The organism is Vibrio sp. 10N.286.46.A8 (assembly GCF_041470165.1).
In the GTDB taxonomy this organism is placed as follows: domain Bacteria; phylum Pseudomonadota; class Gammaproteobacteria; order Enterobacterales; family Vibrionaceae; genus Vibrio; species Vibrio tasmaniensis_A.
The window spans coordinates 1-14,474 of the sequence record NZ_JBFRLX010000005.1; the positions used below are offsets into that span (position 1 = coordinate 1).

At 45.4% G+C, this 14,474-nt stretch carries 12 protein-coding genes and 1 pseudogene; 12 read left to right on the forward strand and 1 reads right to left on the reverse strand.

The window, feature by feature from the left end:
• The first annotated feature begins 521 nt into the window (after window positions 1-521).
• The 8 genes from arcA to AB4232_RS00535 all read left to right on the forward strand — a co-directional run bounded on the left by arcA (window position 522) and on the right by AB4232_RS00535 (window position 9,550).
• Complete coding sequence (gene arcA, locus AB4232_RS00500) at window positions 522-1,745, forward strand: arginine deiminase (protein ID WP_009844709.1); 1,224 nt, start codon at window positions 522-524, stop codon at window positions 1,743-1,745.
• A 72-nt stretch (window positions 1,746-1,817) separates the two neighbouring features.
• Window positions 1,818-2,729, forward strand: coding sequence for a carbamate kinase (gene arcC / locus AB4232_RS00505; RefSeq protein WP_009844708.1), 912 nt, complete (start codon window positions 1,818-1,820; stop codon window positions 2,727-2,729).
• A gap of 194 nt (window positions 2,730-2,923) precedes the next feature.
• Window positions 2,924-3,934 (forward strand): ornithine carbamoyltransferase, encoded by a 1,011-nt coding sequence (locus AB4232_RS00510; protein WP_372085614.1) that lies wholly within the window; start codon window positions 2,924-2,926, stop codon window positions 3,932-3,934.
• Between the two features lie 507 nt (window positions 3,935-4,441).
• Window positions 4,442-5,371, forward strand: coding sequence for an aspartate carbamoyltransferase (gene pyrB, locus AB4232_RS00515; protein WP_372085616.1), 930 nt, complete (start codon window positions 4,442-4,444; stop codon window positions 5,369-5,371).
• Window positions 5,372-5,386: 15 nt separating this feature from the next.
• Window positions 5,387-5,851 carry an aspartate carbamoyltransferase regulatory subunit gene (pyrI, locus tag AB4232_RS00520; RefSeq protein WP_009844706.1) on the forward strand — a complete coding sequence of 155 codons (465 nt, stop codon included), beginning with the start codon at window positions 5,387-5,389 and terminating at the stop codon, window positions 5,849-5,851.
• A 327-nt stretch (window positions 5,852-6,178) separates the two neighbouring features.
• Window positions 6,179-6,667 carry an arginine repressor gene (locus tag AB4232_RS00525; protein ID WP_009844705.1) on the forward strand — a complete coding sequence of 163 codons (489 nt, stop codon included), beginning with the start codon at window positions 6,179-6,181 and terminating at the stop codon, window positions 6,665-6,667.
• Window positions 6,668-6,842: 175 nt separating this feature from the next.
• The gene (locus AB4232_RS00530) at window positions 6,843-8,708 is read left to right on the forward strand and encodes a protein-disulfide reductase DsbD (RefSeq protein WP_372085618.1); all 1,866 of its coding nucleotides are present in this window, start codon (window positions 6,843-6,845) and stop codon (window positions 8,706-8,708) included.
• 212 nt (window positions 8,709-8,920) lie between these two features.
• The gene (locus AB4232_RS00535; protein ID WP_372085619.1) at window positions 8,921-9,550 is read left to right on the forward strand and encodes a response regulator transcription factor; all 630 of its coding nucleotides are present in this window, start codon (window positions 8,921-8,923) and stop codon (window positions 9,548-9,550) included.
• Here AB4232_RS00535 and AB4232_RS00540 read toward each other — a convergent pair.
• Complete coding sequence (locus AB4232_RS00540; protein ID WP_372085620.1) at window positions 9,547-11,298, reverse strand: potassium/proton antiporter; 1,752 nt, start codon at window positions 11,296-11,298, stop codon at window positions 9,547-9,549. The genes AB4232_RS00535 and AB4232_RS00540 overlap by 4 nt on opposite strands.
• 426 nt (window positions 11,299-11,724) lie before the next feature.
• Here AB4232_RS00540 and AB4232_RS00545 point away from each other — a divergent pair, with 426 nt between their 5' ends.
• The 4 genes and pseudogenes from AB4232_RS00545 to aspA form a co-directional block, all read left to right on the forward strand.
• A complete protein-coding gene (locus AB4232_RS00545) occupies window positions 11,725-11,991 on the forward strand; it encodes a DUF4212 domain-containing protein (protein ID WP_004729726.1) in 267 nt (88 codons plus the stop codon).
• 10 nt (window positions 11,992-12,001) lie between these two features.
• The gene (locus AB4232_RS00550) at window positions 12,002-13,705 is read left to right on the forward strand and encodes a sodium:solute symporter family protein (RefSeq protein WP_009844700.1); all 1,704 of its coding nucleotides are present in this window, start codon (window positions 12,002-12,004) and stop codon (window positions 13,703-13,705) included.
• Between the two features lie 191 nt (window positions 13,706-13,896).
• The gene (locus tag AB4232_RS00555) at window positions 13,897-14,280 is read left to right on the forward strand and encodes a hypothetical protein (RefSeq protein ID WP_017096527.1); all 384 of its coding nucleotides are present in this window, start codon (window positions 13,897-13,899) and stop codon (window positions 14,278-14,280) included.
• 12 nt (window positions 14,281-14,292) lie between these two features.
• Window positions 14,293-14,474, forward strand: a pseudogene (aspA, locus tag AB4232_RS00560) (aspartate ammonia-lyase); the annotation flags it as partial.

Consider the following 14,474-nt stretch of genomic DNA (forward strand, 5'->3'; position numbering starts at 1 on the left):
AAGTTATTCACCTTGTAATAACCAAAGGGGAAATAAAAGCTATTTTTATAGAAAACTGGCTTAAAAAAACCAATTATAAAGTGTGACCACAACAGCTTTATTCGCATTTATTTTGTTAATAAATAATTAATTTCACATCCAAAATTAAATATCTAAATAGAAACATTGCATACTTCCAAGCTAAGTACATTCTTATCAATAAAACTATTATGCATATAATACCTAACAATTTTGATTCTAGGCAGGTTCATCAAAAAAGCGTGCATAAAGTTCCCTAACAGCTAACTATTTAGAATGTAATCGTCATGGCTAAAAGTGCATAAAGTTTGTTAAAACCCTTAATTTTAAAGGGCTGCAGGATAAAAAACGATTTGTGATAGATCTCTAAGAATACCTGACTAGCAGGCGTAATATTAATTCCAGACAAGAGATATGAATAAAATAATTCATTATTCTCCACTGAAAATAAATAATTACTCTTAGCGATAAAAGTAATTCAAATATATAAGAGAGAGACGATCATGAGTAAGTTCTATGTAGGTTCTGAAATAGGTCAATTGCGCCGCGTTCTAGTTCACCGCCCAAGACGCGCACTGACTCACCTAACACCCTCTAACTGTCACGATTTACTATTTGATGACGTACTGGCTGTTGAGCGCGCAGGTAAAGAGCATGACGCATTTACTAAAACGCTACGTGATCAGGGTGTTGAAGTTCTTCTTCTTACTGACCTACTAGCAGACACACTAGCAGTGCCAGAAGCGAAAGACTGGCTACTAAGCTGCCAGGTATCTGATTACCGTTTGGGTAAAACATTCGCTAATGATGTGCGCTGCTACTTGGGCGACTTACCAAACTTAGAGCTAGCAAAAATCCTAACGGGCGGTCTGTCTTACGCTGAAATGCCAATGAAATCATCTTCAATGATGCAAGGCATGCACGCACCAACTGACTTCATTATCGAACCTCTACCAAACCACCTATTTACTCGTGACACATCTTGCTGGGTATACGGTGGCGTATCTATCAACCCGATGGCGAAACCTGCTCGTCAACGTGAAACAAACCACGTTCGCGCTATTTACCGCTGGCACCCAACATTCGCAGGCGAAGACTTCATTAAATACTTCGGTGATGAAGAAAACATCAACTACGACAACTCAACAATCGAAGGTGGTGACGTTCTTGTTCTCGGCCGTGGCGCGGTTCTTATCGGTATGTCTGAGCGTACAACAGCACAAGGTGTTGAACACTTAGCGTCTAGCCTATTCAAACACGGTCAAGCGACACAAGTTATCGCAATGCAGCTACCAAAACACCGTTCTTGCATGCACTTAGACACCGTGATGACTCACATGAACGAAGATACGTTCTCTGTTTACCCTGAAGTGGTAAGTAAAGACGTGCAGTGCTGGAACCTAACTGGCGATGAGTCAGGCGCAGTGAAAGTGAAAGAAGAAGGCTACTTCGTAACAGCTATCGAGAAAGCACTTGGCGTAGACAAGCTAAACCTAATCACAACGGGTGGCGACAACTTCCATGCAGAACGTGAGCAGTGGAACGATGCAAACAACGTTCTAACGGTTAAACCTGGCGTTGTTATTGGCTACGAAGGCAACACATACACCAACGAAAAATACGACAAAGCAGGCATCACGGTTCTTCCGATTCCAGGAGACGAACTTGGTCGCGGTCGCGGTGGTGCACGCTGCATGAGCTGCCCAATTGAGCGTGATGGTATCTAATCACTAAGACGAAACGGCCAAGTTGAACGACCTTAAATAATCTCAACTTGGCCAAAATGAGAGAACACAATTATGACTAAGCAAACTGTTGTTGTTGCACTCGGCGGTAATGCCCTACTTCGTCGCGGTGAGCCGTTAGAAGCCGATGTTCAACGCCGTAATATTGAAACGGCTGTTAAAACCATCTCTGAAATCGCGAAAGTGTACAACGTGGTTCTAGTGCACGGTAATGGTCCACAAGTTGGCTTACTTGCTCTGCAAGGTTTGGAGTACAAAAAAGTAAACCCGTATCCATTGGATGTATTGGGCAGTGAGACTCAAGGCATGATCGGCTACATGCTGATGCAAGAGTTCAAAAACTACCTGCCTGACCGCAACATCTCATGCATGTTGACGCAAATGACCGTTGATCCAAACGATCCTGCATTCGCAGATCCAACTAAGCCAATTGGCCCGATCTACGAAGAAGCAGAAGCGCGTGAGTTAGCGGAGAAATTCCACTGGATCGTAAAACCAGACGGTCAACATTTCCGTCGAGTAGTGCCAAGCCCACGCCCTACTGGCATTGTTGAACACGAAGCGATCACTCAACTTATCGATGCAGGTCACCTCGTAATTTGTACTGGCGGTGGTGGCATCCCAGTGAAAAAAGAAAATGGCAAATTAGTCGGCGTTGAAGCGGTTATCGACAAAGACATGTCAGCGGCTTTCTTGGCGAAACAATTGGATGCGGATGCACTACTTATTCTGACCGATGCTGACGCTGTTTATCTTGATTGGGGCAAACCGACTCAACACGCACTGCGCAGTACTACACCAAGTGAATTGGCGAAGTTTACATTTGATGCAGGCTCAATGGGGCCAAAAATCGAAGCATCGTGCGAGTTCATTCAGCAAGGCGGCAAAGTAGTGGGTATCGGCGCACTCGAAGATGGTTTGCAAATCCTGCAAGGCCAAGCGGGCACCAATATCACCAAAGGTTAATGCACTAGCGAGCTTTATCATCTTGAAAAACTTAAAGCTTGAGAACCTTAAGTCTTGAGAGCTTTTAAAGCTTGCGAAAACAGATTAAACGAAACAAACAAAACCGAACAACTTTAACTAAAAATTGAATCGCGCTTTCTTGAATTTTATTTCCCTGTAACAAGGAAGCGCCTAAATCTAAGAAGGAATACATCATGGCTTTTAACCTACGCAATCGTAACTTCCTAAAACTACTAGATTTCACTCCACGCGAAATTCAACACTTGTTAGATCTTTCTATGGAGCTAAAAAAAGCGAAGTACAACGGTTACGAACAGCCAACACTGACTGGCAAAAACATTGCGCTTATCTTTGAAAAAACCTCAACTCGTACTCGCTGTGCATTCGAAGTAGCAGCATTCGACCAAGGTGCTCGAGTTTCTTACTTAGGCCCATCTGGCTCTCAAATTGGCCACAAAGAATCAATGAAAGACACCGCTCGCGTTCTAGGCCGTATGTACGATGGCATCGAATACCGCGGCTTTGGTCAAGAAATCGTTGAAGAGCTAGGCGCTTACGCTGGCGTTCCTGTGTGGAATGGCCTGACTGACGAATTCCACCCAACACAAATCCTAGCTGACTTCCTAACTATGACGGAATACGGCCGTGGCAAGCAATTGCATGAAATCAAGTTTGCTTACCTAGGTGATGCTCGCAACAACATGGGCAACTCTCTGATGGTTGGTGCTGCTAAAATGGGCATGGACATTCGCCTTGTTGCTCCAAAACAATTCTGGCCAGAAGAAGAGCTATTAGCTCAATGTCGTGAAATCGCAGAACACACTGGCGGCAAAATCACGCTAACAGAAGATGTTCAAGAAGGCGTGCAAGGTTGTGACTTCCTATATACCGACGTTTGGGTATCAATGGGCGAAGCGAAAGAAGCATGGGCTGAGCGTATCAACCTAATGATGCCTTACCAAGTCAACATGGACATGATCAAAGCAACAGGCAACCCACATGTGAAATTCATGCACTGCCTACCTGCTTTCCACGGCGAAGATACAACTGTCGGCAAACAGCTTGCTGCTGAATATCCGCAGCTTAAAGATGGCGTAGAAGTGACGGATGAAGTGGTTGAGTCTCAATACTCTATCGTGTTCGATGAAGCAGAAAACCGCATGCACACCATCAAAGCAGTAATGGTTGCGACATTAGGCAGCTAATTACCTAAGAAACTAAGAAACTAAACAGTTAAGACGTTAAAAATTATGAAGCTAGGCACTCACTTGTTCGAAATACGTTGATAAGTTAAGTGCAATGACAGGGAAATGCGGGGGGCGTTCTTGGGATTTTGACCTTGAATAAAACTCGCATTTTTTTTCATGCGGTTGAAGAGATAATTTCCTGGAAAACCTTGTAAGTCTTAGCCCCAACAAAGACTTAAATGGGAGTTCAAAATGGACGTAATCTCGCATAAAAATCCATTAAATGAATACTTTACAGAAAGTATTGCATGGCCTTTTTATCTGAGTATAATCCTCCGCAATTTGTCTTAAGAGAGCAAAAAATGAACCGCAATTTTTTCGCACATGATTGTCAGCCAATACGCCTTAGAACGGCGTTGGTGTCATTTTTATTTTGCTCTATTGATCATTTCGAAGCCTCCTATTTTTAGGGGGCTTTTTTTTGTCCGCAATTTGACTGTATGCATAGAAAAAGGAAGACCCGTTATGGCGCATTCGTTATTTAACAAGCACATCATCTCCATTCCAGAGCTATCTCGTGATGAACTGGAGCTTATCGTCGATACTGCAGCAAGACTCAAAGCAGAACCAAACCCTGAGCTGCTGAAAAATAAAGTCGTTGCGAGCTGCTTCTTTGAGCCTTCAACTCGAACTCGCCTCTCATTTGAAACCGCAGTTCAACGCCTTGGCGGCACAGTCATCGGCTTTGATAATGGCGGCAACACATCGCTGGCGAAAAAAGGCGAAACACTTGCCGATTCCGTTCAAGTGATTTCATCTTACGTGGATGCCTTTGTGATGCGTCACCCACAAGAAGGCGCGGCGCGCTTAGCGTCTGAATTTTCTAACGGTGTGCCAATTGTGAATGGTGGCGACGGTGCAAACCAACACCCAACGCAAACCTTATTGGATCTGTTCTCGATTTACGAAACGCAAGGCACGCTCGATAACCTCAATGTGGCTTTCGTCGGCGACCTAAAATATGGCCGTACCGTACACTCTTTGACGCAAGCACTATCAAAATTCAATAACGTGCGTTTCTTCTTTATCGCGCCAGAAGTGTTAGCGATGCCTGATTACATCTGTGAAGAATTGGAAGAGATGGGCATCCAATACAGCACCCACTGCAGCATTGAAGAAGTGGTGCCTGAACTGGATGTCCTGTACATGACTCGCGTACAGAAAGAGCGCTTTGATGCGTCAGAATACGCGCACATGAAGTCGGCTTACATTCTAACGGCCGATACCTTGAAAGATGCACGCCAGAACATGAAGGTGCTTCACCCATTACCACGCGTCGATGAAATCACAACCGACGTAGATAAAACGCCACACGCTTACTACTTTGAACAAGCTGAAAACGGTGTATACGCTCGCGAAGCCCTATTGGCCCTAGTTCTTAACGACACTTTATAAGCAGGAGAAACAGTCATGGTTAAACAAACTCAGCTACAAGTAGAAGCGATCCGTAACGGCAGCGTGATTGACCACATCCCTGCTCATCTTGGTATCAAAATCCTCAAACTGTTTAAGCTACACAAAACAGAACAACGCATCACCATGGGGTTGAATCTGCCATCATCTGCGCTTGGTCATAAAGATCTGATCAAGATTGAGAACATCTTTCTGACCAAGGAACAAGCCAACCAATTGGCTCTGTATGCGCCGCAAGCGACGGTAAATCAGATTGAAGAGTACAAGGTGGTTAATAAGCTAACATTAGTACTGCCAGACCAAATCAACAGTGTGTACTCTTGCCCGAATAGCAACTGTATTTCGCACGGTGAACCCGTTGAAAGTAGCTTTAAAGTGCAGCTAAAACACGAAAACGTCCAACTAAAGTGTCACTATTGTGAAAAAGTATTCTCTCGCGAGATCATGAGTGAAATCCGCTAGCCCTTAGCGCTCTTACCTTCGTAAAAGAAACCGCTCAAACTACATGGATATTTATTCCCAACCCGGAATAAATATCCACTTACCCAAAGAATAAAATTCCACAAAAAAAGCAAATAACCAGAATTTTGTTTGGTGATCACCTTCAAAAAGATAACTATTCTTTAGTGGTAGACTGGATGAATAGAAGATCATACATCACGCATACCCTTCCTATTTATTTCGGGATTCATCGGTAAGCCCTAACTAACAATCGTACTCTACGGCTTTGGGAGTGCGTTCTGCGCTATGGACAAGCGATACCCACACGTTGGCTTTAAGGAGTTGTTCATGAACCAAATCACTGAGCACGGTTGCTTGTATTCAGCTGAAGATAAAACACTGACTGCAGCGTGCAAACGCTTACTACAACAGCAAAGCTTCTCGACCCAGAACCAGCTGCGAGAGAAACTCGTCGACATTGGTTATACAGGCATTAGCCAGTCGACTGTGTCTCGTATTTTGTCACAACTCGGTGTTGTCAAAATCCAGAACGCCTGTGGCAAAAAGGTTTACTGCATCACCGTAGAAAGCGCACCGGTACGTGTCGATGCGTCAATCTCATCACAAATCGAATTAATTACTCACAACCAAGCAATGGTGATCGTAAAAACAAACCCTGGTTGCGCACAGTTGGTCGCAAGATTGGTTGATATCGACCCACATACCGAGATTATCGGTACGGTTGGCGGCAATGACACGGTGTTAATTATTCCGAAAGACACCACGAATATAGATGCTTGCGAACAAGTAGTAAGAGCACGCTTAGGAGTGGCTTAAATGTCTTATTGGCAAAAGCTGACAACTCATGTTGAGCGACTGACACTCTCTCGACTGCCCCAGAAAATAGCCCACCCGCCTTAGGGGATATTTGTCTACCGATGAAACTAATCACAAACTATTACGGTCTGATTGAGTTAAGATACCTTCAACTCCATTTTGATGACTAAATAGTATGCGACGACTTGCCACATTACTTTTTGTTTGTGTTTCCCTGTTCACCCAGCCTGCGTGGGCGCTTTTTGGAAACGACAACGCCGAGCCAAGCTTCGGAGGCAATAACAACGGTTTTGTCCCTGTAGACCAAGCTTTCCCTTTCAATTACTACCAGCAAGACGGCAAGGTCCTTCTCGACTGGCAAGTAAAAGAGGGCTACTACCTCTATCAACATAGCCTCTCGTTCACTGGCCAAAATCTCACTATCGGCAATGTTGAAATGGAAAATGGCCAACCACACCAAGATGAATTCTTCGGTGAGGTGAGCATTTATACTCAGCCGTTATTCGTGCAAGTTCCTCTACAGAGTTACCAAGATGGCTCACAGCTGATCGTTAAGTATCAAGGCTGTGCAGATGCTGGTTTCTGTTACCCACCAGAGATCCGAGTAATCGACCTTGAACCGTTTACTGCGACGAGTTCTGGGGATATGAAAAGCAGTGATGTGCAAAACAGTGGTGCTTTACAAGGTTCTTCTGATGCAGCTGGTGAAGCTGACAATTCAGTACAAGCCTCTTCTCCTACCGCTGACGCAGCAAGCAATACCACTCAACAAACCAATGCTCCCGTTTCAAAAGAAGCAGGCTTAGCCGATAAGCTGGGTGACAGTTGGTGGACGCCATTATTATTCCTCGCACTCGGTGTTGGCTTGGCCTTTACGCCGTGTGTCCTGCCTATGTATCCGATTCTAACGGGTATTGTGCTAGGTGGCGGTAAGCTCAGCCAAGGTCGTGCGCTGATGCTGTCCTTCATCTACGTGCAAGGCATGGCGCTGACCTACACCTTATTAGGTTTAGTGGTTGCTTCAGCTGGCATGCAGTTCCAAGCTGCGATGCAACACCCTTACGTATTAATCGCGCTGAGTGTTCTGTTCGTGACGTTGGCGATGTCGATGTTCGGCGTTTATAACCTACAACTGCCAAGCAGTATCCAAACTTGGCTTAATAACCAAAGCAACAAACAACAAGGTGGTAATACCTTGGGCGTGTTCGCAATGGGCGCTATCTCTGGCTTGGTGTGTTCACCTTGTACCACAGCGCCACTGTCAGGCGCGTTATTGTATGTGGCTCAAAGTGGCGACCTATTAACCGGAGCGATCGCTCTGTATGCGTTAGCGATGGGTATGGGTATTCCGCTGATTTTGGTTGCGGTGTTTGGTAATAAGCTTCTGCCGAAAGCAGGCAGCTGGATGGACAAGGTGAAGATCGTATTCGGCTTTATCTTGCTGGCAGCGCCTATCTTCCTGCTAGAGCGAATTATTCCTGAATTGTGGGCAACGGTACTTTGGTCTGGTCTTGGGTTCATCGCCTTTGGTTGGCTTTACCACAGCAAGAATGCACTGCCATTCGGTGGTTGGAAACAGAGCGCTGTAGGTATCATCGCGATGCTTGGCCTGTTCGCATCAGCTCAACCTGCACTCAATTACTGGTTCGCAGAAAAGAGCGTTGTGGTTGAGCAACAAATCCAATTTGCCCGCGTCAACACGGTTGAAGAGTTAGAAATCCAGCTCATCGAAGCCAAGAAACTCGGCAAACCAGTGATGCTCGATTTCTACGCCGATTGGTGTGTGGCATGTAAAGAGTTTGAGAAGTACACCTTCCACCAAGCAGATGTTGAGAACAAGCTTTCTGATTTCGTCCTGCTTCAGGCTGACGTAACGAGAAACATGCCTCAAGACATTGAACTGCTTAAACAATTGCAGGTACTCGGGTTGCCAACCATAGAGTTCTGGGATGGCGAGGGTAACCATGTTCCAAATGCTCGTGTGACGGGTTTTATGCCGGCAGATGTATTCTTAAAACACATGCAAGACCACCAGCTATAACGGCAATATTCACCGGAATATCCGCCTAAACGAAAGCCGTACCGCCCCTCAGTAACGAGATGGCAGTGCGGCTTTTTTGCTATTCAGAGTAACGCTTTCTTATTCCGGGGATAAAAGTCGATATGGTTCAGACTTTTCATGCATAGATATTGTCCACATACTCAATCAGGATGATAATAAATATTAACTAAATTGTTAAAAGTATGAACGTCATGGACTCGACCTATACCATCATCATTGCTGATGACCACCCTCTCTTTCGCAACGCCCTGTTTCAGTCAGTTCATATGGCTATCAGCGGTGCGAACCTGCTTGAGGCTGATTCTCTCGATGCCTTACTGACTCTACTAAAAAAAGAAGATGAACCCGACCTGTTGCTTCTCGACCTTAAAATGCCGGGAGCAAACGGGATGTCGGGCTTAATTCAACTGCGTGCTGAATATCCAAATTTACCGATTGTGGTGATCTCAGCCAGCGAGGATGCCAGCGTTGTCACTCAAGTGAAGAGCCACGGTGCCTTTGGCTTCATCCCTAAGTCGAGTGATATGCGTGAATTGGTCAGCGCACTCAATCAAGTGCTGAATGGCGACCCATTCTTCCCTGAAGGGCTTATCACCAACAATGCAGCCTGTAGCGACCTTGCGGAAAAGCTTTCCACACTGACGCCTCAGCAATACAAGGTGTTAGGGATGCTTTCAGACGGCCTACTGAACAAGCAAATCGCCTATGAATTGAATGTTTCGGAAGCGACTATCAAGGCACATATGACAGCCATCTTCCGTAAACTGGATGTGAAAAACCGAACTCAAGCAGTTATCTTGCTACAAGAAGTCCACAACTAGGCTTCGCTTATATCCTCTTCTAAAGTCGTCTTTGGTAAACATAAACCCAACCTGACGACTTTATGAACATCTATCTCTGCAACCACCCAAGTAATGTCATGCCACACAAAACTATCGCCTAATACAGGGTGGGCACCAAGCTCTCGCTCAGCCAATTGTTTTAGCGTCATTTCTCGCTCTTCTTCCGAGCCCAGTTCAATGCCATAACAATCACTGACTGCTGCAACCGATAGTTCGACATTCAAGAAGAAATCACCAAAGAATCGAGCGGCCTCTTCAGCTAGAGGAGCCTCACTGAATAGCGCACTTAGGCTATCTAGGTCTTTATCTTGGCCAAGCACACAGAGAATATCGTTCGCCTCTAACACAGTGCTGCCCGATGGGTGAAGCAAAGCATCTTTTCTAAACAGCGCCGTAATTCGCGTCCCTTCAGGCATAGACAAACGCTTAAGCGGTTCACCAACACACCACTTTTCCTCTTTCAGCTTGTAGACAAACATCTCCCACTCACTGGTCGGATAAATCTCCATGCCGGTACGAGAAATCGGTGTCGGTGTCGGTGGTAAGGTCACCTGAGCCAACCTCGCAACTTTCATCAAGCTACCGCCCTGAACAATCAGCGAAACCATAACCACGAAGAAGGCAATATTGAAGTAAAGCTGAGCATTGGGCAGGCCAGCCATCATCGGAAAAACCGCCAAAATGATCGGCACTGCACCACGTAAACCGACCCAAGAGACAAACCAGCGCTCCTTGGTGGTAAAGCTTCTGAACGGCAGCAAACCCAACCAAACCGACACTGGACGAGCAAACAAAATCATACCGAAAGCCAGTGCTAACGCAGGAAGTGCAATGTCCATTAAGGTCGATGGTGTCACCAATAAACCCAACACCAAGAACATCACGATCTGACTTAGCCACGTCATACCGTCTAGGACATTAAGAATAGAGTGTCGAGAACGCGTTGGACGATTACCAATGAACAGACCTACGAGGTAAATCGATAAGATGCCACTACCGCCAAGCATGTTAGAGAACGCAAACAGAGCCACGCCCCCACTGAGTACCAGAATGGAGTAAAGGCCATCAGCCAGTTGTACTCGATTGATTAAGCTCCATAGAACCCAGCCGCCGCCAATACCAACAAGAGTACCGATACCAAACTGCATCGCAAAACTTTGCAGTAGGAAGTTCATTCCCATCTCAGCGTCAGGGTTACCTAACAGCGCAATTAAAGTCACCGTCAGGAAAACAGCCATTGGGTCATTGGTACCGGATTCGATCTCTAGGGTTGAACCAACACGTTCATTGAGGCTCTGCCCTTTCAACAAAGAAAATACCGCAGCGGCATCAGTCGAACCCACAATCGCACCAACTAAGATACCCTGCATCAATGACAGATCGAACAGCCAAGCCGCCATTAATCCGGTTAAGGTTGCTGTACATGCGACACCTATCGTCGCCAGCGAGAGCGAAGGCCAGAAAGCGACCTTGAAGCTCGCCACCTTGGTTCGCATACCGCCATCCAACAGAATCACGGCAAGCGCAAGGTTACTCACCAAGTAGGTCAGTGAGTAATCATCGAAATGAATATTACCGGGTCCATCTTCACCCGCTAACATACCAACGAACAAAAAGATCAAAAGAATAGGAAGGCCCAATCGAGAGGACACTTGTGAGAAAAGTACGCTGATGGCGATGAGTACGGCACCAGTCAAGAATAAGTGGTTAATGGTTATTGCGTCCAATTCGTTCCCCCAAAGAATAAAATCCGAGCTTTAAGCCTGTTGATCTTTTGCCGTTTAGCAAGGCACGGTCGGTGAAAGTGCCGTAGTTACTATAACAAACTTATGTTTCGCTTCGTGTCATAAGCAGGGCTAAATACAGTTTCTCGGTCATTTAGTTGTTAAATTTTATGACTCGCACTCTAATTCATCCCTCTTTGTTAGACCTTTGGCTAATTTAACAATACTGTAACATCACATTTTTCTATGGTTATGTCTCCTAGCTCCCATATTTCAGTACATTAGCGCTAATACCATCCCGACTAAAGTTGCACAGATCCCTTGACTTATCCTTGCTACATTCTAAATCGTAACATTACATTAACACGCTATTTTACAAAACGGTTTCACAAAAACGGTTTCTACGAAAACGGAATAAAGGAGAAGGCAATGGCGTTCGAATCTACGGAACATGCTCAAGCCTACTGGAAGGAAAACTTGGGAATAATGGGAACACTACTCGCAATATGGTTTGTGGTGTCTTACGGCGCTGGCATCTTATTTGTGGATGTCCTAAATACCATTCAATTTGGCGGATTTAAGCTAGGTTTTTGGTTCGCTCAACAAGGTTCAATTTATACCTTCGTGGCGTTGATATTTATTTACGTTGTTCGCATGAATAAGCTGGACAAAAAATACAACGTACAGGAAGACTAGAGGCTAGAACATGGATATTCAAACTTGGACGTTTATTCTCGTCGGTATTACTTTCGCAGTCTATATCGGCATCGCAATCTGGGCTCGTGCTGGAACAACGAGTGAATTCTACGTTGCTGGCGGCGGCGTACACCCAGTAGCAAACGGCATGGCAACAGCCGCTGACTGGATGTCGGCAGCATCATTCATCTCAATGGCAGGTATCATCTCATTCGTTGGTTACGACGGTGCGGTTTACCTCATGGGTTGGACAGGTGGTTATGTACTACTTGCGCTATGTTTAGCACCTTACCTACGTAAGTTCGGTCAGTTTACGGTTCCTGATTTCATCGGTGAACGTTACTACTCGAAAACAGCACGTATGGTAGCGGTATTCTGTGCAATCTTCGTATCATTTACGTACGTTGCAGGCCAGATGCGTGGTGTTGGCGTTGTATTCTCTCGTTTCCTAGAAGTTGATATTAACCTAGGCATCATCATTGGTATGGGTATTGTGTTCTTCTACGCAGTGCTTGGTGGCATGAAAGGCATCACTTATACGCAGGTAGCTCAATTCTGTGTCCTCATTTTCGCCTTCCTTGTTCCAGCAATCTTTACCTCAATCATGATGACAGGTAACCCACTTCCACAAGTTGGTATGGGCTCAACGCTATCAGGTACAGATGTATACTTACTTGATAAACTGGATGGACTAACCGAAGAGCTCGGATTTACCGCCTATACCGAAGGTAACAAGAGCATGGTAGATGTATTCTTCATCTGTGCAGCTCTAATGGTAGGTACTGCCGGTCTTCCACACGTAATCATTCGTTTCTTCACGGTACCAAAAGTACGTGATGCTCGTATCTCAGCGGGTTGGGCACTACTGTTCATCTCATTGCTATACACAACAGCGCCAGGCGTTGCAGCCTTCGCTCGTGTAAATATGATCGAAACGATTAATGGCCCAGACATGCAAGGTGTCGCAGCAGCAGAAGCACCAAGCTGGTACAAAAACTGGGAAAGCACTGGCCTAGTTGGTTGGGAAGATAAGAACGGCGATGGCAAAATGTTCTACTCGGGCGACGAACGCAACGAAATGAAGATTAACCGTGACATCATCGTACTGGCTTCTCCAGAGCTAGCAAAACTACCAAACTGGGTTGTAGCACTACTTGCAGCCGGTGGCCTAGCAGCCGCACTATCAACAGCCGCGGGTCTACTATTGGTAATCTCAACGTCGATTTCACATGACTTGTTGAAGAAAGGCTTTAGACCAAACATGACCGACAAGCAGGAGCTGTTAGCCGCTCGTTTAGCTGCCATGATCGCGATTGTAGGTGCAGGTTACTTGGGTATTAACCCACCAGGCTTTGTAGCACAGGTAGTAGCGTTTGCCTTCGGCTTAGCCGCAGCATCCTTCTTCCCAGCGATCATCCTAGGTATCTTCTACAAGAAGATGAATAAGGAAGGCGCAATTGCAGGTATGTTGTCAGGTATTGCCTTCACAGCAAGCTACATCATCTACTTCAAGTTCATTAACCCAGCAGCAAGCACACCGGAAAACTGGTGGTTTGGTATCAGCCCAGAAGGCATCGGTACGCTAGGTATGTGTCTAAACTTCGTAGTATCAATTGCAGTGAACAAAGTGACCGCTGAAGTTCCTGAAGATGTACAAGAGATGGTTGAGAACATTCGTTACCCGAAAGGTGCTGGTGAAGCTCACGACCACTAAACAAAGATGTTTAGCAAAAAATGAATCAGTACTTACATTGTAGGGATTAGGTACTGAATCTCAGAAAGCCGATACGTCATGTATCGGCTTTTTCTTTTCCCCTCCATTTTATAAAAAGATAAACAAAGGGTTGTTTTTAAAACCTCATTTGATAATAATTATCATTAACATCTATTAAAGAGATGCAAATAATGATGAAAGAACAGCAGAGTCTCTATTCGAGGTTTTACAAAGCACAAGATCGCTTTGCTTCATTAGAGCAAGTTCAAGGCCATGAGCCGTTTGTGATTCGAGACTACATCGAGTGTGCACTAACGCTTTCCGCTTACTATGAAAAGCATGCCGCCCAAGAAAACATCTTGTTGTGCGAGCTGTACCTGCGCCAAGTTTTCTTCCATTTGATAGAAGCGATTGAGTCTCCAGAACGCAGTTTCGCCTTTCGTCATATCTGCCTAGACTCTATTCACTCACCACTATTTTATTTGAAACGCCACTACTGCCAGCAGCCTCAAGGCCAAGCGCGTTTTTTGAATCTCAGCCAAACACTACAACAAGTCCAAGCCCCACTTGGCTAACAAGGATAGAAGATGACCTTACAATTTCGGATAGAAAAAGACAGCATGGGCGAAGTGAAAGTTCCTGCCGATGCGCTATACCAAGCTCAAACTCAACGTGCCGCGGATAACTTCGCGTTTAGTTCACACAAGATGCCAACCAGCTTCATTCAAGCACTGGCGTTAATTAAGCTGGCCGCCGCCGATACTAATGC